Origin of the sequence: Streptomyces sp. NPDC046862, assembly GCF_040704615.1 — a bacterium.
Lineage (GTDB): Bacteria > Actinomycetota > Actinomycetes > Streptomycetales > Streptomycetaceae > Streptomyces.
Genome location: NZ_JBEYXP010000034.1, coordinates 46,501 through 68,395, shown reverse-complemented (window position 1 = coordinate 68,395; position 21,895 = coordinate 46,501). Strand labels below are relative to the sequence as shown.

18 protein-coding genes are annotated in these 21,895 nt (G+C 71.1%); 1 reads left to right on the top strand and 17 read right to left on the bottom strand.

From position 1 onward, the window contains the following. Window positions 1-3 precede the first annotated feature (3 nt). The 13 genes from AB0959_RS32255 to AB0959_RS32195 all read right to left on the bottom strand — a co-directional run bounded on the left by AB0959_RS32255 (window position 4) and on the right by AB0959_RS32195 (window position 16,537). The gene (locus tag AB0959_RS32255; RefSeq protein ID WP_366830221.1) at window positions 4-858 is read right to left on the bottom strand and encodes a TatD family hydrolase; all 855 of its coding nucleotides are present in this window, start codon (window positions 856-858) and stop codon (window positions 4-6) included. After that, entirely contained in the window at window positions 858-1,595 is a 738-nt protein-coding gene (locus AB0959_RS32250; RefSeq protein WP_366830266.1) for an EboA domain-containing protein, read from the bottom strand. The genes AB0959_RS32255 and AB0959_RS32250 overlap by 1 nt, the downstream gene beginning before the upstream one ends. A 32-nt stretch (window positions 1,596-1,627) precedes the next feature. Next, window positions 1,628-2,692, bottom strand: coding sequence for a sugar phosphate isomerase/epimerase family protein (locus tag AB0959_RS32245; RefSeq protein WP_366830220.1), 1,065 nt, complete (start codon window positions 2,690-2,692; stop codon window positions 1,628-1,630). Further along, a complete protein-coding gene (locus AB0959_RS32240; protein ID WP_366830219.1) occupies window positions 2,689-3,747 on the bottom strand; it encodes an SCO3242 family prenyltransferase in 1,059 nt (352 codons plus the stop codon). The genes AB0959_RS32245 and AB0959_RS32240 overlap by 4 nt, the downstream gene beginning before the upstream one ends. After that, entirely contained in the window at window positions 3,744-4,883 is a 1,140-nt protein-coding gene (locus tag AB0959_RS32235) for an inositol-3-phosphate synthase (protein ID WP_366830218.1), read from the bottom strand. The genes AB0959_RS32240 and AB0959_RS32235 overlap by 4 nt, the downstream gene beginning before the upstream one ends. 91 nt (window positions 4,884-4,974) lie before the next feature. Then, on the bottom strand, window positions 4,975-6,381 hold the full coding sequence (locus AB0959_RS32230; RefSeq protein ID WP_366830217.1) for a ThuA domain-containing protein: 1,407 nt from the start codon (window positions 6,379-6,381) through the stop codon (window positions 4,975-4,977). A gap of 10 nt (window positions 6,382-6,391) precedes the next feature. After that, complete coding sequence (locus tag AB0959_RS32225) at window positions 6,392-8,929, bottom strand: PQQ-dependent sugar dehydrogenase (protein ID WP_366830265.1); 2,538 nt, start codon at window positions 8,927-8,929, stop codon at window positions 6,392-6,394. 167 nt (window positions 8,930-9,096) lie between these two features. Beyond that, a complete protein-coding gene (locus AB0959_RS32220; protein WP_366830216.1) occupies window positions 9,097-10,101 on the bottom strand; it encodes a sugar phosphate isomerase/epimerase family protein in 1,005 nt (334 codons plus the stop codon). 14 nt (window positions 10,102-10,115) lie between these two features. After that, window positions 10,116-11,429 (bottom strand): Gfo/Idh/MocA family oxidoreductase, encoded by a 1,314-nt coding sequence (locus AB0959_RS32215; RefSeq protein ID WP_366830215.1) that lies wholly within the window; start codon window positions 11,427-11,429, stop codon window positions 10,116-10,118. A 107-nt stretch (window positions 11,430-11,536) separates the two neighbouring features. After that, window positions 11,537-12,574, bottom strand: a complete 1,038-nt coding sequence (locus AB0959_RS32210) for a substrate-binding domain-containing protein (RefSeq protein WP_366830214.1) — start codon at window positions 12,572-12,574, stop codon at window positions 11,537-11,539. A gap of 46 nt (window positions 12,575-12,620) precedes the next feature. Beyond that, window positions 12,621-13,646, bottom strand: coding sequence for an ABC transporter permease (locus AB0959_RS32205; RefSeq protein WP_366830213.1), 1,026 nt, complete (start codon window positions 13,644-13,646; stop codon window positions 12,621-12,623). Continuing rightward, window positions 13,643-15,226, bottom strand: a complete 1,584-nt coding sequence (locus tag AB0959_RS32200) for a sugar ABC transporter ATP-binding protein (protein ID WP_366830212.1) — start codon at window positions 15,224-15,226, stop codon at window positions 13,643-13,645. The genes AB0959_RS32205 and AB0959_RS32200 overlap by 4 nt, the downstream gene beginning before the upstream one ends. 129 nt (window positions 15,227-15,355) lie before the next feature. Beyond that, window positions 15,356-16,537, bottom strand: a complete 1,182-nt coding sequence (locus AB0959_RS32195; RefSeq protein WP_366830211.1) for an ROK family transcriptional regulator — start codon at window positions 16,535-16,537, stop codon at window positions 15,356-15,358. Window positions 16,538-16,834: 297 nt separating this feature from the next. Here AB0959_RS32195 and AB0959_RS32190 point away from each other — a divergent pair, with 297 nt between their 5' ends. Continuing rightward, the gene (locus AB0959_RS32190) at window positions 16,835-17,284 is read left to right on the top strand and encodes a PaaI family thioesterase (RefSeq protein ID WP_366830210.1); all 450 of its coding nucleotides are present in this window, start codon (window positions 16,835-16,837) and stop codon (window positions 17,282-17,284) included. Between the two features lie 134 nt (window positions 17,285-17,418). On the opposite strand, the gene AB0959_RS32185 is transcribed toward AB0959_RS32190, so the two are convergent. The 4 genes from AB0959_RS32185 to AB0959_RS32170 form a co-directional block, all read right to left on the bottom strand. Next, the gene (locus tag AB0959_RS32185) at window positions 17,419-18,096 is read right to left on the bottom strand and encodes a GntR family transcriptional regulator (protein WP_366830209.1); all 678 of its coding nucleotides are present in this window, start codon (window positions 18,094-18,096) and stop codon (window positions 17,419-17,421) included. A gap of 135 nt (window positions 18,097-18,231) precedes the next feature. Next, window positions 18,232-19,170 (bottom strand): beta-ketoacyl-ACP synthase III, encoded by a 939-nt coding sequence (locus tag AB0959_RS32180; RefSeq protein WP_366830208.1) that lies wholly within the window; start codon window positions 19,168-19,170, stop codon window positions 18,232-18,234. Between the two features lie 300 nt (window positions 19,171-19,470). Further along, a complete protein-coding gene (locus tag AB0959_RS32175) occupies window positions 19,471-20,808 on the bottom strand; it encodes an OFA family MFS transporter (protein ID WP_366830207.1) in 1,338 nt (445 codons plus the stop codon). A 155-nt stretch (window positions 20,809-20,963) separates the two neighbouring features. After that, window positions 20,964-21,866: a LysR family transcriptional regulator gene (locus AB0959_RS32170; RefSeq protein WP_366830206.1), complete on the bottom strand. Its 903-nt coding sequence runs from the start codon at window positions 21,864-21,866 to the stop codon at window positions 20,964-20,966. Window positions 21,867-21,895 lie beyond the last annotated feature (29 nt).

Sequence of the window (21,895 nt, the reverse complement as noted above, 5' to 3'; positions counted from 1 at the left end):
CGCTCACTCCCCGCCGCGCAGGACGGAGTTGCCCTCGTGGGTGGCGGCCGTGCCGGCGACGTCGAGGTCGAGGTCGAGGCGGCCGCTGAGCCCGTAGAAGGCGACGGGGTTGCGCCACAGCACGCGGTCGACGTCGTCGTCGCCGAAGCCGCTCGCGAGCATGGCGTCACCGACCCTGCGGGTCTTGAGGGGATCGCTTCTCCCCCAGTCCGCGGCCGAGTTCACGAGGACCTTCTCGGGGCCGTACTCCTTGAGGATCGCGACCATCCTGTCCTCGTCCATCTTGGTGTCGGGATAGACGGAGAAGCCGAGCCAGCAGCCGCTGTCCTTGGCCTCCTTGACGGTGGTCTCGTTGAGGTGGTCGACCAGCACACGGTCGGCGGGCAGCGGGGACTCGCGGACGACGTCGAGGGTGCGGCGCAGTCCGGCGAGCTTGTCGCGGTGCGGGGTGTGGACGAGGGCCGGCAGTTCGTGGTCGGCGGCGAGCTGGAGCTGGGTCGCGAGGGCGGTGTCCTCGGCGGGGGTCATCGAGTCGTAGCCGATCTCCCCGACGGCCACGACATGGTCCTTGACGAGATAGCGGGGCAGTTCGTCGAGGACGGGCACACAGCGGGGGTCGTTCGCCTCCTTGGGATTGAGGGCGAGGGTGCAGTGGTGGGCTATGCCGTACTGGGCGGCACGAAAGGGCTCCCAGCCGAGGAGGGAGTCGAAGTAGTCGAGGAAGGTGTCGGGCGAGGTGCGGGGCTGCCCGAGCCAGAAGGAGGGCTCGACGACGGCGCGGACGCCCGCGGCGTGCATGGCCTCGTAGTCGTCGGTGGTCCGTGACGTCATGTGGATGTGGGGATCGAAGATGCGCATCAGGACTCCTTGCCGGACGGGGTGCCGGGGTGAGGGGACGGCTCCGCAGCGGTGGGCACGCCGGTCGCGGGCCCGGCCTCGGGCTCCGCCCCCACGTGGGGCTCGGGCACGGCCTCGGGCTCGCGCTCGGTCAGGGCATGGACCCGGTACAGGTCCTCGGGTACGGGACGGCCCGCTGCGGTGCGTTCGTCGGCGTAGTCGGCGAGCATGCGGGCGAGTTCGGCGTCGGCTCGGGCTCGGCGGGCCAGGTCGGCCACCTCGTCGACAGGGACGCCGGTGAACAGGCACTTCAGGATGGCGTGCCGCCAGTTGTGGGCGTCCAGGTGCCGGGCGGCGTACGGCCCGAGCGCGGCGGCGACCAGGCGGGTGTCGTTGGTGCGCAGGGCGTCCTCGACGATCGGCAGGGCGGCCGGGCCGGGCACGAGGTGGGGCAGGGCGTACAGGACGGCGCGGCGTTCGGCGGCGGTGCCCTGACGGTAGACGCGGGTGAGGGTGTCCGCGTCGGCACGGGCCGCTCGGAGGATGAGGACGCGTACGGCGTCGGCGTGCTCGGGACCGCAGCGTCGGCCTGCCTCGGCGAGGCGCAGCTCCCATACGGAGATGGGTCCGTGGGGCCCCGGCCGGGCGGCGGCCTCGTGGAGGGCCCGGTCGAACCAGGCGCGGGCGGCGCCATCGAGGTGGCTGGTGACGAACGTGTGTAGTTCGTCGAGAGGGGTGCGGCCGAGGGTGCTGCCCACCGCGGGGGCGCCCGGGATGGAGTGGAGGGGGTTCACGGGGTTCTCCCTTCGGACGCCGCGGTGGACTCGCCCGGCGGTGGGACGGGGAGCGGGGCGGTGTGTGGGACGGGCCTGATGGCCGCGGTGTGCGGTGAAACGGTGTCCGGCTGGTCTCGTTCGGCAGGGGCCTGATCGGCCGGGGATGCGGTGGCCGTGGCCGCCTGACGGAGGAAGGAGAGGGACTGCTGGGCGAAGTGCGGGCCCGCGTGGGAGTGGCGGGGCAGTTCGACGACGGTCAGGCCCTGGTAGCCGGTGGCGGTGAGGGCTTCGAGTACGGGAGGGAAATCGATCTCGCCGTCGCCGAGAGGGAGGTGTTCGTGGACACCGCGGCGCATGTCCTCGATCTGGACGTGACGCAGCCAAGGGGCGGCGGCCCGGACGCAGTCGGCCGGCGGCAGGGGCTCCAGGCACTGACAGTGGCCGATGTCGAGCGTGAGCCCCAGCGCGTCGGGGTTGCCGAGTGCTTCGCGCAGGTGGTGGAAGTCGGCGAGGGTGGCGAGGAGGTGGCCGGGTTCGGGTTCGACGGCGAGGGGGACGCCGGCGTCGGCGGCGGCGACGAGGACGGGGGTGAGCGCTTCTGACAGACGTTTCCAGGCCGTGTCCGTGTCCGTGCCGGCCGGGGTGACGCCGCTGAAGCAGTGCACGGCGTGGGCGCCGAGGTCGGCGGCGACCCGCACCGCGCGGAGAAGCAGGTCGACGCGCCGGGCGCGGTCGTCGGGGTCCGCGTCCAGGAGGGAGGGGCCGTGTTTGCGACGCGGGTCGAGGACGTAGCGGGCACCGGTCTCCACGGTGACGCTCAGCCCGAGCGCCGCCAGCCTGCGGGCGAGACGCGCCGTGCGGGCGGCGAGGTCGGGGGCGAGCGGGTCGAGGTGCATGTGGTCGAGCGTCAGGCCGACGCCCTCGTAGCCGAGGTCTGAGAGCAGGGCCAGGGCGTCGTCGAGGCGGAGGTCGGCGAGGCCGTTGGTGCCGTAGCCGAAGCGCGGGGGTTGAAGGGGGTGAGGTGACAGCTGAGGGTGCTGCCGGGTTGATGCGGTCGTGTGCCCGGCGGGTGTGCTCATGTGACGCTCACCTTCCTCGCGAAGCGGCGTGCGGCGGGGGCGAGGGCTGCGGTGAGCAGGGCCAGGCCCGGGGCGCCCGCGCGGGCCGTGAGGGTCGCCTGGAGAGGGATGAGGGCACGGATGCCGGAGCCGACGGCGCGCTGGGTGAGCGGGGGTGACGGGTTCAGCGTGGCGTGGAAGAGGGGGCGGGCGATGGTCGCCGCGTAGGCGGCGGCGAGGGCCGTGGGCAGGGCCGCTCCCTGGCCGGATGGATCGGTCGGGGCGGCCAGGGTGGCCGAAGGATCGGAGCCCGCCGTGTGGCGCCCTGGCGCTGGGCCTCGGCTCAGTTTCCAGGCCAGCGCTCCCGTCGTTGCCAGGCCTGCCAGTGGAGCCAAGGCGGAGCCGCCCTGCGTCTCGCGGCGGGACACCGTGGTCACCGCGAACGTGTGGGCGCCTAGGGCCAGAGCGGAAGGGAGGGCGGCGCGAGTAGTACCGGTGGTGGCGGCCGCGCCCAGGAGGAGGTCGAACGTGCGGGCGGCGGCCATGGTCAGAGGGCCGGCGGGGGTGCGTTTCAGGGTGAGGTCGTAGGACCACACGGTGACTGCCAGCGGGACGGCGATGGTGAGGGCGGGGCGGCCCGCGCGGGCGGCCAGGGCAAGGCCGGCGGCCGTGAGGGCGCTCGCCGCGGCGAGCGCCGAAGCGGGGCGGACGCGGCCGGAGGGCAGGGGGCGGTGCGGGCGTTCGACGGCGTCCTCGGCGTGGTCGGCCCAGTCGTTCAGGGCCATGCCCGCCTCGTACAGGCAGAGGGAGGAGCCGATGGCGAGCAGGGTGCGTGAGTTCGGGCGGGTGGCCCCGGCGGCCGCCGCGCCCGCGAGGGCATCGCCGGGGACGGTGAACAGGGCGGGAAGGCGCAGGAGTTCGGCCCAGGCCTGTGCCCGGGCCTGGGCCCGAGCCCGTGCCGTGGCCTTGACCTTGGCGTTGACCCTGGCGTTGACCTTGTCCCTGATCTTGGGCCTGGCCTTGGCGTTGACCTGGTCCCTGACCTTGCTCTCCGTCGTCGTCCTGCTCCTCGTCATCGCGCGTCCCCCTCCCCCGGGAGCTGCCGCAACCGCTCCGCGAACCGCGTCAGGGCCGCGTACTGCTCCCCCAGGGCCGACGGGGCGTCACCGACGGGGTCCTTGAAGTAGAAGCCGAGGTCGGTGAGAGGGCCCGTCAGGCCCGCTTCGTGGGCGCGGGACGTGAGGCGGGCCAGGTCGAGGACGAGAGGCGCGGCCAGCGACGAGTCGCAGCCCTGCCAGGTGGTCTGCAGCGTCATGCGGGTGCCGAGGAAGCCGTCGAAGGTGATGTGGTCCCAGGCGGTCTTCCAGTCGCCGAGGGCGGGGACGTCGTCGATGTGCGTCTCGCCCTCGGGGGTGGCGCCGAGGGTGTCGGTGAGGACGCGTTCCTTGCCGGCGTTCTTGGCCGCGGCGGCGGCCGGGTCGGCGAGTGCGGCGCCGTCTCCGCCGCCGAGGAGGTTCGTACCGGACCAGGCGCGGACGGTCAGGGCCCGCTGGGCGAACATCGGGCCCAGTACCGAGCGCAGCAGCGTCTGGCCGGTCTTGCCGTCCCGGCCCGCGTACGGCAGGCCGGAGTCAGAGGCGAGGGAGGCGAGCGAGGGGTGGTGCAGGCCGGTAGACGGCGTGAAGTTGACGTACGGGCAGCCCGCGCGGAGGGCGGCCGCCGCGTACAGCGAGCTCGGAGGGAGGGCGGGGCCGGTGGTGGCCGGTTCCGTGGAGGCCACGTTCACGACCACGGCGCGGGCGAGATCGTGTCGCCGTATGAAGTCCGCCATGTCCCGCGCGAAGGTCTCGATCAGGTCGTTCTGCTCGCGGGTGTCACCCGCCGACGGGCCGCCCGGGCGCATCTCGCGGTCGGCCGCGGTCAGATCGGAGGAGATCGCCGAGGGCAGGCCGTGCGGCAGGACGCCTCCCGCGGCCAGGGCCTCCGCGCGTTTGGGCAGCGGGCAGTCCACCGTGTCGTGACCGCCGAAGACCAGGGACGACAGCGCGGGCAGACCGGTGTCGGCGAAGAGCGGGGTCTCGGAGACCATGCCCGTCGGGGCGTTCAGGCCCGCTGTGACGGCCGCGCACCCCGCGACGACGGTGGTGGCGACGGAACCACGCCCTCCGATCAGCCAGACCCCCACCCGGGGATCGGAACGGAACTCGGTCATGGGCAGCCTCCTTGTCGAACGCGCAGCACGGCGAAAACTCGTGAGAGGTAAGACGGCGGGCGGGGGTCCGGCGTCCCCCGCCCGCCGTCGCTCAGTCGCCCGGCGAAGCCGTAAGTCCGGTGGACTTCGTGGACTTCGTGGGCAGTTCCTTGATCCGGATGTCACGGAAGGACACCTCGTCGTCGGCTCCGTGGTTCTGGATGCCGATGTGTCCGTCGGTGAGGCTCCGGGCCGGGTCGGTGTTGGTGAAGTCGTTGATCTTCACTCCGTTGAGATAGACGCGGAGGCGTTCGCCCTCGACGCGAATCTCGTAGGTGTTCCACTCCCCCGGGGGGTTCAGCGCACGGTCGCGCTTTTTGAGATCGGCGGACTTGAAGCCGTACACCGCGCCAGTGGTGCGGTCGGCGGCGTCGGTCGCGTCGATCTGGATCTCGTAGCCGTTGTTCACGGCCGACCACGGGTCGTCCGAGGGCGGGAAGCCCACGAACACGCCGGAGTTGTCGTCGCCGGCCATCTTCCAGTCGAGCTTCAGCGAGTACGAGCGGAAGCCGGACGCGGCGTACCAGAGCATGCCCATGCCGCCGGACGACGTCAGCGTGCCGTCGTCGCTCAGGTCGAACGAGCCCGGGCCCGCCTGTCGCCACGCGGACAGTGACTCGGCCGTGCCGTCGAACAGCGACCGGTAGCCGTTCTCCGGGCGGCAGTCGGCCTGTGCCTCGCCGGTCGCCCACCGGATCCCGCCCAGCAGGTGCTGCCGGAAGGCGGGTTCGGCGTACGACTCCTTGGTGTGGCCGACTCCGGTGTAGAAGGCGCGTCCGCCCTGGTACTCCTGGCACCAGGCGATCGGATGGTCGCCGTTCATGGTGCCGCCGGTGTACGAGGACTCGTCGAGCGAGGCGAGGACGTGGGCCCTCTCGCGCGGGTTGGAGCGGTAGTTGTACCACTCGTCCGTGCGGTTCCAGGACTCGCTCAGCCCCGAGGTGGCCGGGTGGGCCCGGTCCTCCACCTCGACCGTGGCGGGCTGGATCGCCGGGTGTGACTGGAAGTACGCCCCGGCGAGCCCGCCATAGAAGGCCCAGTCGTACTCGGTGTCGGCGGCCGCGTGGACGCCCACGTAACCGCCGCCGCGCCGGATGTACCGTTCGAACGCGCCCTGCTGGGCCTCGTTCAGGACGTCACCCGTGGTCGACAGGAACACCACGGCGTCGTACCGGGCGAGGTTGCGCGCGGTGAAGGCGCTCGCGTCCTCGGTGGCGTCGACCGCGAAGCCGTGGGTGGCGCCGAGCTCCTTCAGCGCGGCGACGCCCTCGGGGATCGAATCGTGCCGGAAGCCGGCCGTCTTGGAGAACACCAGCAACCGGGACGCGGCACGGGCATCGCCGCCCGTGGCGGACCCTTGTGAGGCCGCCGGTCCGGACACGCACCCGATCAGCAGCGCGGCGCCGAGGACCACCGTTCCCCATCTCTGTCGTCCAGTTGCTCGCACAGTTGCGCGCATGGAGGCCTCCTCAGCCCGTCGAAGACGTTGTGAAGGTGAAGTCGTCCACATCGAACAGGCCACCGCTGCCGCTCCCCTTGAAGACCAGGTAGAGCGTGGTGGTGTCACGGGGCGCCTTCGACAGGTTCGCGCTGACGTCCTGGAAGTTCTCCCAGCCGCCGGTCACCGGCACGGTCGCGGTGCCGAGCACCCGGCCGGTCGGGGAACCCGCCCGGACCTCCAGCTTGCCGCCCGCGCCCCCGGAGGAGATCCGGACCGTGATCTTCGTGGCGTTGGACAGCACATACGGCTTGAAGGAGATCCAGTCGCCGTTCGAGATGTCGCCGACCGTCTTGCCGCCGTGCGCGCTCGCCTTCGTCTGGACGGTCACGCCCGAGGAGTCGCCGTAGTGCTCGGCCTGACGGTGCTTGGGCTGGACGACGTTCTGGTCGTGGGTGGTCAGCGGGGCCTGCCCGCCGCCGCCCAGGTCGGTGTACTCGGCGTCGAAGACCCCGAAGATGTTGGCGTCCTCGTCGTGGCCGCCGTCGGCGCTGGTCTGGATGGTGCCGGAGCAGCCGTTGGCCGTGGTCAGCGGGTGGCCGTGGCTGTCGTGGCCGAGGACGAAGCTGACCTTCACCTTCGCGCAGTCGATCGAGCTGCCGTCCTCGGGGTCGGTCACCCTCACCTTGAAGGGCACGGCGTCACCGAAGCTGAACAGCTGTCCGTCCTTGGGGAGTTCCAGCGTCACCTTGGGCGCGGTGTTGCCGACCACGATCTGCACGCTCGCGCTGCCGGTGCGGCCGGTGGCGTCCTTGGCGGTGACGGTGGCCGTGTAGGTGCCGTTCTTCTTGTACGTGTGCGAGGGGTTGGCCGCGGTCGAGGTGGAGCCGTCACCGAAGTCCCAGCTATAGGTGAGCGCGTCGCCGTCCGCGTCCGACGTCCCCGCCGAGGAGAAGCGGACCGTCAGTGCCGCCTGGCCCGAGGTACGGTCGGCGGCCGCCTGGGCGACGGGCGAATGGCCGTCGGTGGCGTTCTCGATGCGGTACAGGGCGGAGTTCTCGTCGCCACCGAACCAGGAGACGCCGTAGTCGAGGACGTACAGGGCGCCGTCCGGGCCGAAGGCCATGTCCATGATCTGGGTGCCGGTCCAGGGAACGGAGTTGATGGACTGCACGGTTCCGTCCGCGTCGGACGTGATCCGCTTGATCCAGCGCCGGCCGAACTCACCCGCGAAGAAGTCCCCGTCGTACGCCTCGGGGAACTTCACCGGGGAGTCGAGGGAGGCGTCGTAGTGGTAGACGGGGCCGCCCATCGGGGACTCGGAGCCGTCGCCGAACTCCGGTACGGAAGCGCCGTTGTACGGGATCCAGGCGGGCTGGGCCGGGGGAAGGTCGGTCAGCCCCGTGTTGTTCGGCGAGGTGTTCTTCGGGGCCGCGCAGTCGAAGGCCGAGCCCGAGGCGCCGGTCGCGAAGTCGTAGTCGATGTAGGCGTCGTTGTCGCCGGTGCAGTACGGCCAGCCGAAGTTGCCCGGCATGGTGACGCGCGCGAACTCGACCTGTCCGGCGGGACCGCGGTTCGGGTCGGCGGCGCCCGCGTCGGGGCCGTAGTCGCCGACGTAGAGGATGCCCGTCTCCTTGTCGACGCTGAACCGGAACGGGTTGCGGAAGCCCATCGCGTAGATCTCGGGGCGCGTCTTGTCCGTGCCGGGCGCGAAGAGGTTGCCGTCGGGTATCGAGTACGAGCCGTCGGCGTTCACCTTGATGCGCAGGATCTTGCCGCGCAGGTCGTTGGTGTTGCCCGAGGAGCGCTGGGCGTCGAAGGCCGGGTTGCGGTTGGCGCGCTCGTCGATGGGGGTGAAGCCGTCCGACTGGAACGGGTTGGTGTCGTCGCCGGTCGACAGGTAGAGGTTGCCGTCCTTGTCGAAGTCGATGTCACCGCCGACGTGGCAGCACAGGCCGCGGGACGCCGGGATGTCGATGACCTTCTTCTCGCTCGCGGTGTCGAGCGTGCCGTCGGTCTTCAGGACGAAGCGCGAGAGGCGGTTGACGCCGTCGAAGGGCGCGAAGTCGGCGGCGGTGCCGGTCTCGGGGGCGTCGCCCGCCGGGGTGTTCAGCGGGGGCGCGTAGTAGAGGTAGACGAAGCGGTTGTCGGCGAAGCCGGGGTCGACGCCGACGCCCTGGAGGCCTTCCTCGTCGTGGGAGTACACGTCGAGCTTGCCCGCGAGCTTGGTGTTGCCGGCGGCGTCGGTGAGGCGGAGTTCGCCGTCGCGCGAGGTGTGCAGGACCGACCGGTCGGGCAGGACGGCGAGCGACATGGGCTCGCCGGTCTCGGCTTCGCCCTTGGCGAGGGTGACCTGCTGGAAGTCCTCGGCCGCGGCCGCCGCGCCAGAACCGGCGGCTCCCCGCTCGGTGCCTGAGGCGGCGGCTCCCCGCTCGGCGACGGCTGCGCCGGCCGTGGGGGCCGTGAGGGAGAGCGAGGCGCCGGCGAGCAGCAGGCCGCTGAGCAGCGCGAGTGCCCCACGGGCCCCACGCAGCCTTGGTCGTCTGGTGCGGCGGGTGTTGTCCCTGATGGTGTCGTACGGGTGCACGAAATGCCTCCAGAAAAAGGGGCTGGTCGTACGGAGGTGTACGGGTGTGTGCGGTACGCCGGGGTGCGCCGTCACCCCGGAGGGATCGGTGTTCCGGGCATCGGTGTTCCGGGATGCGCCGTCACCCCGGAACACCTGCTGGGAACGTGCTAGTCGTTGCCCCCGAACGCCGCGTCGAACGAGGCCGACGGCGGCTCGAAGTCGTACGCCTTGAGCCGGGTCAGGGCTTCGGGTGCGCCCTGGAGCCGGTCCATGCCGGCGTCCTCCCACTCGACGGAGATCGGGCCCTGGTAGTCGATGGAGCGCAGCATCCGGAAGACGTCCTCCCAGGGGACGTCACCGTGGCCCGCCGACACGAAGTCCCAGCCGCGGCGCGGGTCGCCCCACGGCAGGTGGGAGCCGAGGCGGCCGTTGCGTCCGTCGAGCCGTTTGCGGGCCTCCTTGCAGTCGACGTGGTAGATCCGGTCGCGGAAGTCCCACAGGAAGCCGACCGGGTCGAGGTCCTGCCACACGAAGTGCGAGGGGTCGAAGTTCAGGCCGAAGGCGGGACGACGGTCAACCGCCTCCAGCGCTCGGTGTGTTGTCCAGTAGTCGTACGCGATCTCACTGGGGTGGACCTCGTGGGCGAACCGCACGCCCTGCGCGTCGAAGACGTCGAGGATCGGGTTCCAGCGGGTCGCGAAGTCCTCGTACCCGCGCTCGATCATGGACTCGGGCGCGGGCGGGAACATGGCGACCAGGTGCCAGATCGCGGAGCCGGTGAAGCCGATGACGGTGTCGACGCCGAAGGCCGCCGCAGCCCGCGCGGTGTCGGCCATCTCGGCCGCTGCCCGCTGCCGTACGCCCTCGGGCTCGCCGTCGCCCCAGATGCGGGCGGGCAGGATCGCCTGGTGGCGTTCGTCGATGATGGCGTCGCATACGGCCTGGCCGACCAGGTGGTTGGAGATCGCCCAGCACTTGAGGCCGTACTTGTCGAGCAGGGCCCTCCGCGAGTCGATGTACGTCGAGTCGCTCAGTGCCTTGTCGACCTCGAAGTGGTCGCCCCAGCAGGCGAGTTCCAGGCCGTCGTAGCCGAAGTCGCGGGCGAGGCGGCAGACCTCTTCGAGGGGCAGGTCGGCCCACTGGCCGGTGAAGAGCGTGAAGGTGCGCGGCATTCTCTGGGCCCTCCTCAGAGCGCGATGGGTGTGTAGACGGAGTTCTTCGCGGCGCTCTCCTCGACCGCCGCGAGGACGCGCTGGACCTGCAGCCCGTCGGCGAAGGAGGGTTCGGGCCGGCGGGCCTCGGCGATCGCGTCGACGAGGTCGCGGGCCTGGTGGACGAAGGAGTGCTCGTAGCCGAGGCCGTGGCCCGGCGGCCACCAGGCGTCCAGGTAGGGGTGGTCGGGTTCGGTGACGAGGATGCGGCGGAAACCGGCGTGTGCCCCGGGCTCCGTGCCGTCGTGGTAGGCGAGTTCGTTGAGGCGTTCCAGGTCGAAGGCCAGCGAGCCGCGCTCGCCGTTGAGTTCGATGCGCAGGGCGTTCTTGCGGCCGGTGGCGTACCGGGTGGCCTCGAAGGAGGCGAGCGCGCCGGAGGTGAAGCGGCCGGTGAACAGGGCCGCGTCGTCCACGGTGACCTGCCCCGTGCCCGCGGACGACACGGTGGACAGACCGCTGGTGGCGCCGACGGGCAGCGGCCGCTGCCGTACGAACGTCTCGGTGAGCGCGGAGACCCCTGCGAGCCGCTCCCCCGCCAGGTACTGCGCGAGGTCGACGATGTGCGCGCCCAGGTCGCCGAGCGAGCCGGAGCCGGCCGACTCCTTTCGCAGCCGCCAGGTCAGCGGGAAGTCCGGGTCCACCAGCCAGTCCTGAAGGTACGTCACCCGTACGTGTCGCAGGGTGCCGATCCTGCCCTCGGCCACCATCCGCCGAGCCAGGGCGGTGGCGGGGACCCGGCGGTAGTTGAAGCCGACCATCGCCAACTGGCCGCGCGCGTACGCCGTTTCCGCGGCCTCGGCCATCGCCTCGGCCTCCGCGACGGTGTTCGCGAGGGGCTTCTCGCACAGTACGTGTTTGCCCGCGGCGAGCGCGGCGAGGGCGATCTCGGCGTGGCTGTCACCGGGGGTGCAGATGTCGACGACGTCGACGTCGTCGCGTTCGATCAGGGCGCGCCAGTCGGTCTCGGCCGCAGCCCAGCCGTGCCGGTCCGCCGCCGCGCGCACGGCGGCCTGGTCCCGGCCGCAGATCGCGGCGAGGACCGGGCGGCTCGGCAGGTCGAAGACGCGGCCCGCGGTGCGCCAGCCCTGGGAGTGGGCGGCACCCATGAAGGCGTAGCCGACCATGCCGATGCCGAGCGTGGGCTTGACGACGGCCCCGCCGCCCCCGGCTCCGGTCCCGGCCCCGGTGTCCGCCTCGGCCGTGTCCGCCTCGGTCGCGACCGCCGCCCCGGCCGTGGCTGCCGTCGCGGCACCCGCCTCGGCTTCGTCGGGCTGCTGCGGCTGTCCCATACGGAGGTCCTCCTCAGTTCGTCATGGCGCGGTGGGGGGTGGGTCCTGCGTCCGCGAGGCGGGCCCGACGACGGGTCACACGGGTCGGACCCGCGGAGCAGGGCGCATCACTTGAAGCCGGTGGACATGTACTGGTCGACGTTGTCCTTGTCGACGACCGCCGAGTAGAGCGTCAGCGAGGACGGGATCTCGAACTCGGCGAGACCGCTCACGCCCTTGCCCTGGCCGAGGGCGCGCGCGAGGTCGATCGCGGACGCGGCCATGGTCGGCGGGTAGAGCACGGTCGCCTTGAGGACGCCGTCGTCCTTCTTGATGGCCTGGAACGCGGACAGGGCACCCGCTCCGCCGACCATCAGGAAGTCGTCGCGCCCGGCCTGCTCGATGGCTCGAAGCGCGCCGACGCCCTGGTCGTCGTCGTGATTCCACAGCGCGTCGAACTTCGACTGAGCCTGGAGGAGTTGGGCCATCTTGGCCTGGCCCGACTCGACGGTGAAGTCGGCGGCCTGGCGGGCCACCTTCCGGATGTTGGGGTAGTTCTTCAGCGCGTCGTCGAAGCCCTTGGTGCGCTGCTTGGTGAGCTCCAGGTTGTCGAGGCCGGCGAGTTCGATGACACGGGCGTTCTTCGTGTCCTTGAGCTTCTCGCCGATGTAGTGGCCGGCGTTGAGGCCCATGCCGTAGTTGTCGCCGCCGATCCAGCAGCGGTACGCCTGCGGGGAGTTGAAGATCCGGTCCAGGTTCACCACGGGGATGCCGGCCCGCATCGCCTTCAGGCCGACCTGGGTGAGCGCCTTGCCGTCGGCGGGAAGGACCACCAGGACGTCGACCTTCTTGTTGATGAGGGTCTCGATCTGGCCGATCTGCTGGGCGGTGTCGTTGGAGCCCTCGGTGATCTCCAGCGTGACGTCCGAGTACTTCTTCGCCCGGTTCTTGGCGTTGTCGTTGATGGCGTTGAGCCAGCCGTGGTCGGCCTGCGGCCCGGCGAAGCCGATCGTGACCTCCTTGCCGGGCTTGTCGTCGGCGGCCGGCTGGTCGTTGGCCGCGGGCTCGTCGTCGGTCTCGTTGCTGGTGCAGCCGGCGAGGAGGGCGCCGGCCGAGACGGCGGCGGTCCCGAAGAGCAGTCCTCTGCGGCTCGTGAGGTGTGCCATGGCGTGGGGGCCTTTCCGTGTCGGGTCGTCGTACCTGCCGTACGTCTCAGGTGGTCGTGTTCGCCGTACGTCGCTGGACCAGGACCGCGGCGACGATGATCGCGCCCTTGGCGATCTGCTGGACGTCGCTCTGGAGGTTGTTCAGCGCGAAGATGTTGGTGATCGTGGTGAAGATCAGGACGCCGAGCACGGAGCCCGTGATGGTGCCGCGGCCGCCGCTGAGCAGGGTGCCGCCGATGATCGCGGCCGCGATGGCGTCGAGCTCGTACAGGTTGCCGTTGGTGTTCTGGCCCGAGCCGGACAGCACGATCAGCAGGAACGCGGCGATGCCGCAGCACAGCCCGGAGAGCAGGTAGAGGTAGAGCCGCTGGCGCCTGACGTCGATGCCGGCGAGCCGGGCGGCCTCCGCGTTGCCGCCGACGGCGACCGTGCGCCGGCCGAACGTCGTACGGTTCAGCACCAGCCAGCCGATGACCGTCACGACGGCGAAGACGAGGACGAGCGGCGGGATGCCGAGCACGTACGCGTCGCGCTCACCGAGGTCGAGGACGCCGTCGACGGTGACGATCTGGGTCTTGCCGTCGGTGATCTGGAGCGCGAGCCCGCGGGCCGAGGCGAGCATGGCGAGCGTGGCGATGAAGGGGACCATCCCGCCGTACGCGATGAGCAGCCCGTTCACCAGGCCGCACCCGACGCCGACGATCACCGCGGTGAAGAGGATGCCGGCGAAGCCGTACTCCTGCGTGGCCACCGTCGTCGCCCACACCGAGGCGAGCGCGACGATCGCGCCGACGGAGAGGTCGATGCCGCCGGAGGTGATGACGAAGGTCATGCCGACGGTGACGACGCCGATGACCGAGGCCTGGGTGAGGACGAGTTGGAGGTTGCGGGTGTCGAGGAACTCGTCGGGCCTGGTGATGCCGCCGATGACGATCAGCGCGGCGAGGACACCGAGGAGGGAGAGGGTGCGGACGTCGGCGCGGAAGAAGAGGGTGCGCCAGGCGGGCGCTTCACTGACAGGTGTCACCTTGTCGGTGCCGCTGCCCCGGGGCGGGGACACGGGCTGTGTCATGACGCCGGGCTCCCTTCACCGGCCGCGGGGCTTGAGCCACCGGCCACAGGGCTTCCGTCACTGGCCACGGGGCTTCCTTCCATGACGAGGTCGAGTACGCGGTGTTCGTCGAGTTCGCGGGCGGGCGCGGTGTGGACGACGCGGCCCTCGCGGAGCACGAGGACGCGGTCGGCGAGGCCGAGCACTTCGGGGACCTCGCTGGAGACCAGCAGCACGGCCAGTCCCTCGTCGGCGAGGCGGCGGATGACCGCGTACAGCTCGGCGCGGGCGCCGACGTCGACGCCGCGGGTGGGTTCGTCGAGCAGCAGGACACGGCAGCCGCGCAGCAGCCAGCGGGCGAGGACGGCCTTCTGCTGGTTGCCGCCGGAGAGCGTGCGCACCGGAACGGACGGGTTGTCGGGCCGCAGCGACAGTTCCCGTGTAGCGGCCCGCGCCGCCCCGAGCTCGGCGCGCCGGTCGATCCATCCCCCGCGTGAGAAGCGGGACATGGACGACACGGAAACGTTTCGGGTGACGGACTCCAGCATCAGCAGCGCCTGCGCCTTGCGCTCCTCGGGTGCGAGTCCGAGTCCCGCGCGGACGCCGGCGCGAACGCTGCCGGGCCGCAACGGCCGTCCGTCGACGAGGACCTGACCGGCCGTCGGTTTGCGGGCGCCGTAGATCGTCTCCAGGATCTCCGACCGCCCGGAGCCGACGAGCCCGGCGAGGCCCACGATCTCTCCGGGGCGGACCTCCAGGTCCAGGGGTTCGAACTCGCCGTCGCGCGCCAGTCTCCGCACCTGAAGGACCGGCGAGGCTCCGGCGGGCGGCGCGAAGGGCCGGTCGGGGAAGACGTACTCGACGTTCCGTCCCGTCATCAGGGCCACGACCTCGCGCGTCGGCGTGGACTTCGCCGGCAGCCCTCCCGCCACGGCGCGCCCGTCCTTCAGTACGGTCACGCGGTCGCCGATGCGGCGGATCTCCTCAAGGCGGTGCGAGATGTAGACGACGGCGACCCCGTCGGCGGTCAGGTCGCCCACGATCCGGAACAGGTTGTCCACCTCGTCCGGGTCGAGCGCGGCGGACGGCTCGTCCATGACGATGAGGCGTACGTCGTGGGAGAGCGCCCGGGCCATGGAGACGATCTGCTGCTGGGCGGCGGACAGGTCGCCGACGGCCCGGGCGGGATCGATCTCGGGATGGCCGAGGCGCCTGAGCAGGGCGGCTGTCGACTGCTTGGCCGCCTTTCCGCGGACGACGAAGCCGGCGGCCGTGGGTTCGTGGCCGAGGTGGACGTTCTCCGCCACCGACAGGCCTTCCACCAGGTCGAGTTCCTGGTAGATGGTGGCGATACCGAGGCGCATGGCGGCGATCGGCGACTTGAGGACGACGGGTTCGCCGCGCCAGGTGATCGTGCCGTCGTCGGGCTGGTGGGCGCCCGCGAGGACCTTGATGAGCGTGGACTTCCCAGCGCCGTTCTGGCCGAGCAGGCAGTGCACTTCTCCGGCCTGGACGTCGAGGTCGACGCCGTCCAGGGCCCGGACTCCGGGGAACGACTTGGTGATGCCGGACATGGTGAGCAGCGGTGGTTCGGGTGCCATGACGGTTCCCCTTGGCGGGCGTGCGGGCCGGTTGCAGGGCGAGTTCGCTTGCTGGGCAGGCGTGTTCAGGGCAGGGCAGAGCGAGGGTGTGGTACTGGTGAGCCGTACCGAGGGACTGCTGGAGCTGGACTACGCGGGTGAGAACAGGTGGTCGCTGATCAGCCGGGCCGCGCCGATGACTCCGGCGGTCGGGCCCAACTCCCCTAGGACGATGGGCAGGTTGCCGGTCGCGAGCGGTAGCGACTGGCGGTAGACCTGGGTGCGGATGGCGGCGAGCAACGTGTGGCCGAGACCGGTGACGCCGCCGCCGATCACCACGAGGCCCGGGTTGAAGAAGCTGACGAGTCCGGCGATGACCTGGCCGGTGCGGTTGCCGCCCTCGCGGATCAGGTCGAGGGCTGTGGAGTCGCCGGCGGCGGCCGCGGCGGCGACGTCGACGGCGCTGAGGCCGCCGTTGGTTTCCAGACGGTTCGCGAGTTCGGCCGAGAGTCCCTGCTGGGCGGCCTCCGTGGCGTCGCGGGCCAGTGCGGCGCCGCTGAAGTAGGCCTCCAGGCAGCCTCGGTTCCCGCAGGCACACGGGCGTCCGTCGGGTACCGCCACGATGTGCCCGATGTCGCCCGCGCTGCCCGTCGTACCGCGGTACACGTCACCGGCGACGACGATGCCGCAGCCGATGCCGGTGCCGATCTTGACGCAGAGGAAGTCGCCCACGGAGCGGGCCACGCCCGCGTGCTGCTCCCCCATCGCCATCAGGTTCACGTCGTTGTCGACCATGACCGGGCAGCCGAGTTCCTGGCTGAGCGCCTCGCGCACCGGAAACCCGTCCCAGCCCGGCATGATCGGCGGCGCCACCGGGACGCCCTCGGGGAAGCGGACCGGCCCGGGGACACCGATGCCGGCGCCGTCGAACCCCTCCGCGAGCCCGGAGGCCTTCAACTTGGCGGCCATGGACAGGACTTGTTCGAAGACGGCGACGGGACCTTCCCGTACGTCCATGGGCTGGTTGATGTGGCCGAGGATCTCCAGCTCCGCGTTGGTGACGGCGACGTCGATGGAGGTCGCGCCGATGTCGACGCCCAGGAAGCGGAGCCCGGGAGCGAGCCGGATGTTGTGCGAGCGGCGGCCGCCGCGCGAGGCGGCGAGTCCGTCGGCCACGACCAGGCCCGTCTCCAGCAGCCGGTCCACCTCGACGGCCAGCTTCGACCGCGAGAGGTCGACCTGGTCGCCGAGCTGGGCCCGGGAGTTGGGGCCGCCGTCCCGCAACAGGCGCAGCAGCCGGGCCTGGTGGGTGTTCGCGGGTCGAGCCGTCATGCGTCTCACGAGCCCCTCCCGCCTCAGTCGGCCTGCGTCCGTCGGGTTCCAGCCACAGCTGTGTGGCCTGCTTTCGAGGGGAACGTAGCAGTGACTGCCGTGGGTGGGAAGAAGTTGCGCACAAATTACCTTCCACTTTCTCCACTCACAGGACAAAGCCGTGCCGGATGACCAACGGTAGAGATCACCCTTGCCCTCTTTTTCACCTTTTGACCCCTACTCCGGAAGTAATCGACCCGGGCGCGAAGCTCAGTCATCGTGGAGGCGTCCGCGTTTCCCTCCCGGAAGGTCGCCGCCATGGCCACACAGCCCGAAGCCCTCTCCCTGGAAGCCCTCTTGGCAGCTGTGCCCTTCGCCGTCGACCTCGGTGTCGCCCTGACCGAAGCCGGGCCGGACGGTGTGCGGGCCAGCCTGCCGTGGTCCACGCGGCTGTGCACGGTGGGTGGTGTGCTGCATGGTGGGGCGCTGATGACGCTTGCCGACACGGCGGGTGCGGTGTGTGCGTTTCTCAACCTGCCGGCGGGCGCGGCCACGTCCACGGTCGAGTCGAAGACGAACTTCTTTCGCGCGGTGCGGGGTGGGACGGTGCGGGCGGAGACGCGGCCGCTGCATGTGGGGCGCTCGTTCGTCGTGGTGCAGACGGATCTTTACGGTGACGACGGGCGGTTGGCGGGGCAGACTACGCAGACGCAGGCCGTGTTGGGTGGGGGCGACGGATCTCGTGTGCCTGGTTCTGCCGGTGGCTGAGCGCGGGTTCGTCGTGGCTTGTCGCGCAGTTCCCCGCGCCCCTCAAAGGCCTGGGGCGCACCCGAAGTCAAAACGCTCGCCCCACCTCGCGCCCCCGCACAGCCGCCGCCCACCGACGTGCGATACCCGAAACCCTACGACCGCGCACGCGCGTGATACGTCCTGCGGGTGTGTTCCGTGTGGGTGCGCATGACCTCTGTGGCGCGCTGTTCGTCGCGGGCCGCGATCGCGGCGATCAGGTCGCGGTGCTCGATCCAGGACTGCTGTCCGCGCTGGCGGGCGACCGGCGTGTAGTACCAGCGGACGCGGCGGTCGACCTGGCCGGCGAGTTCGGCGAGGACCGCGTTGCCCGCGAGTTCCATGACCTTGGCGTGGAAGCGGGCGTTCATCGCGACCGCGCCGTCCACGTCGTCGGCCTCGACGGCGCGCTCGCCCTCCGCACAGAGCTCCTCCAGCGCCGTGATGCCCGCCGTGCCCGCGTTGGCGGCGGCGAGCCGGGCCGCCTCGGCCTCCAGCAGTGTGCGCACCGTGAGGAGTTGGTCCGCCTCCTCCTCGGTCGGCTCGTGCACGAACGCGCCCTGGGCGGGCCGCAGGTCGACCCAGCCCTCGGTGTTCAGCCGCTGCAGGGCCTCGCGCACCGGCTGACGCGACACGCCGAGGTGGCCCGCGAGTTCGCTCTCGACCAGGTGCTGGCCGGGCTGGAGGGCGCGAGTGGTGATGAGTTCGAGGAGCGCTTCGTAGACACGGTCGCGCAGCGGGCCGGGCCGTTCGAGCCGGGGCACCGCCCCCTGCGGCAGTCCTGTCGACAACATCGCGGTCCCCCTCTTGGGCAGGGCCGTGCACGGCAGCGGATGGTCAGTATGGATTGTCTTTCGTCTACAGTCTACGGCGCGCGAATGCCAGGGCCACGGGGAGTCGGTCTCGTCACACCCCGTGGCCGGGGCGTCTCACGGGCAGCGGACGACCTGCCCCGCGTACGACAGGTTCCCTCCGAAGCCGAACAGCAGCACCGGGTCCCCGGTGGAGATCTCGCCCCGCTCGACCAGCTTGGACAGGGCCAGCGGAATGCTCGCCGCCGAGGTGTTCCCGGACTCGGTCACGTCCCGTGCCACCACGGCGTTCACCGCGCCGATCTTCTGGGCGAGCGGTTCGATGATCCGGAGGTTGGCCTGGTGCAGGACGACCGCGGCGAGTTCCGCTGGAGCGAGCCCCGCCCGCTCGCACGCCTTCCGGGCGATGGCCGGCAACTGGGTGGTCGCCCAGCGGTACACGCTCTGCCCCTCCTGCGCGAACCGCGGGGGCGTCCCCTCGATGCGTACCGCGTGTCCCATCTCGGGCACCGAGCCCCAGAACACCGGGCCGATGCCGGGCTCGTCGGCGCCCTCGACGACCGCCGCGCCGGCCCCGTCGCCCACGAGTACGCAGGTCGTGCGGTCGGTCCAGTCCGTCACGTCGGACATCTTGTCGGCACCGACGACCAGGGCACGGGTCGCCGAGCCCGCGCGGACGGCGTGGTCGGCGGTGGCGAGGGCGTGGGTGAAGCCGGCGCACACGACGTTGACGTCCATGGCCGCCGGGGAGGGGATGCCGAGGCGGGCGGCGACCCGGGCGGCCGTGTTCGGGGAACGGTCGACGGCGGTGGAGGTCGCGACCACGACGAGGTCGACGGCGTCGGGGGCGAGGCCCGCGGCGGCGAGCGCCTTGGCGGCGGCGTGCGAGGCCAGCTCGTCCACCGGCTCGTCGGGCCCGGCGATGTGGCGCGTGCGGATACCCACCCGGGACATGATCCACTCGTCACTGGTGTCGACCATGCCCGCCAGGTCCTCGTTGGTGAGCACCTTGGCGGGCTGGTAGTGGCCGACGGCGGCGATGCGAGTGCCGTTCATGGGTGGATCCCCCTCGTTGCCTTGGGTAGCGGGATCCACCAGTCTGATCAGTGACTCGCGGGTACGAGGGCACGTACTGGCACAGGAAAGGGGCTGCAGGGTTGTGGGCTTCTGTCAGCACCCGGGACGCCCGAACAGGCGTCCAGGTGACTGCGGAGCGCACCGCCGGCGGGCGACGGTGGCTCACCCCGTGACGATCAACCCGTGAACAACTGTGTCGCCTTCTGTACGAGTTCATACAGTCCATAACAGAGCGGCAGCCCGACCCACAGCCAGGAGACGGCGATCAGGACACGCCGGTCAGGCGGATTCGGGCTGCTGTCGCTGGACGACATCGGCGGTGGCCTCCCTCGGTGCGGGGATGTGGTGGCGGGCGTGGACGGGCCGGACGAGCTCGTTGGCGACGAAGCCGACGACGAGCAGCCCGATCATGATGAAGAAGGACAGGCCGTAGAGCGAGGCGCCGTGCTTGCCCGCCTCCTCCTGCCGGTCGGCGATCCAGTTCACGATCAGCGGTCCGAGGACTCCGGCCGTGGACCAGGCGGTGAGCAGCCGGCCGTGGATCGCGCCGACCTGGTAGGTACCGAACAGGTCCTTCAGGTACGCCGGTACGGTCGCGAAGCCGCCGCCGTAGAACGACAGGATCACCAGCGCGCAGATGATGAACAGCGGCTTGGAGGAGTCTCCGAACAGGGCGATCAGCAGGTACATCACCGCGCCGACCCCCAGGTAGACGCGGTAGATGTTCTTGCGGCCGATCAGGTCGGACGTCGACGACCAGCCGATGCGGCCCGCCATGTTGGCCGCCGACAGCAGCGCGACGAACCCGGCGGCCGCGGTGATGGACACCGGCGTCGAGGAGTCCGCGAAGAAGTCCGTGATCATCGGGGCGGCCTTCTCCAGGATGCCGATGCCCGCGGTGACGTTCATGCAGAGCACGAGCCACAGGCACCAGAACTGCGGGGTGCGGATCGCGCTCCGCGCCGAGACCTGCACACCGTCGAAGACGGCGGGCCCGGACTCGACCGGTTTCTCGGTCCTCGGCACGCGCACCAGCAGCACGCCGAGCGACATGAAGACCGCGTACGCCAGCCCGTGCACGAGGAAGGCGAGGGCGATCCCGGAGGAGTCGGCGCCGAAGGACTCCAGCATCTGCGCGGACCAGGGCGAGGCGATGAGGGCGCCGCCGCCGAAGCCCATGATGGCGATGCCGGTGGCCATGCCGGGCCTGTCCGGGAACCATTTGATCAGCGTCGAGACGGGCGAGATGTAGCCGATGCCGAGTCCGATACCGCCGATGAAGCCGTAGCCGAGCACGATCAGCCAGTACTGCTCGACCGCGGCGCCGAGGGCCGAGATCAGGAATCCGGAGGAGAAACAGACGAGGGCCACAGTCATCGCCCAGCGCGGCCCGTTGCGCTCGACGAGTGTGCCGCCGAACGCGGCGGACAGGCCTAGCATGACGATGCCGAGCTGGAACGGCAGCGCGCTCTGCGTTCCGCTGAGGCCCAGCGCGGACTCCAGCGGCGGCTTGAACACGCTCCAGGCGTAGGCCTGTCCGATGGAGAGGTGGACCGAGAGGGCGGCCGGAGGAACGAGCCAGCGGCTCCAGCCGGGTGGTGCTACAGGAGGGCTCATGATCCCGAACGATAGGAACCGGCCGGGGAGTTGCAAAGCAGGACGGGTCAAGTTGTCGACCGTATGCGGTGAGCGGTATGCCATGCGCGACGAACGGTCGGTGGGGCGCGACGAGCGGTCATGGGCGCGGACGGCCGGAAACGAGTACGCCGGACTCACGTCCACAGTTGCGCCTTCATCAGCAGGTGCCCGTGCAGCAGGGCGAGGTCGGGACGCGAGAGTTCGCCCTGGCGGACGGCGAGGTAGAAGGTGTTGATGGGCGGGATCTCAGGCTCCAGGAGCGGGACGACCTCGCCCGCCGTCAGCTCCTCCACGCACAGGTACCTCGGCAGGACGGAGATTCCGGCCGAGGACCGCACGGCGGCGAGCGCGCCCCGCAGGTCGGGAACGACGAGGGCGGGCTTCGCGGTGGGCCGGACGCCGAACACGGCGAGCCAGTAGCGGCGGATGATGGGCAGGGCCTCGGCGTAGCTGATCAGCGGGTGCTTCTCCAGGACCGCCGGGCCCTCCTCCGCGAGCCGGTCCAGAGGGATGCGGCGGGCGAGTTCCTCGGAGGCGAGGAGCACGAACTCCTCGTCGACCAGGGGTGTGGCGGCGAGACCCCGCACGCGCGGCCGTACGGTCGACAGGACCAGGTCGATCTGCCGGTCCATCAGGGTGCCGAGGAGATCGTTCGCGAGGCCGAAGTGCAGCCGGAGCTGCATTCCGTCGGCGATGAGGTCGCTGACGGCGGGGATCACGCGGCTGGTCATGAGCTCCACGGGCCCACCCACATGGACGGGCCTGCCGGCCTGCTGGTCCCCGCAGTAGCGCTGGATGGCGCCGGCGAGGCTGTCCATCGGACCCTGTACCTCGCGGATCAGGGCCTCGGCGGCGGGAGTGGGCTCCACGCCCTGCGGGAGCCGTTCGAAGAGCAGCCGCCCCAGCTCCTTCTCCAGGTTGCGGACCTGGTGGGTGACGGCCGGCTGGGAGAGCTCCAGGACATGGGCCGCTTTGGTGAACGACCCGAGACGGTAGACGGTGACGAACGTACGCAGCCAGCCCAGTTGAATCGCCATGGCATTTCCCCCGTACCGAACCGCCCGGT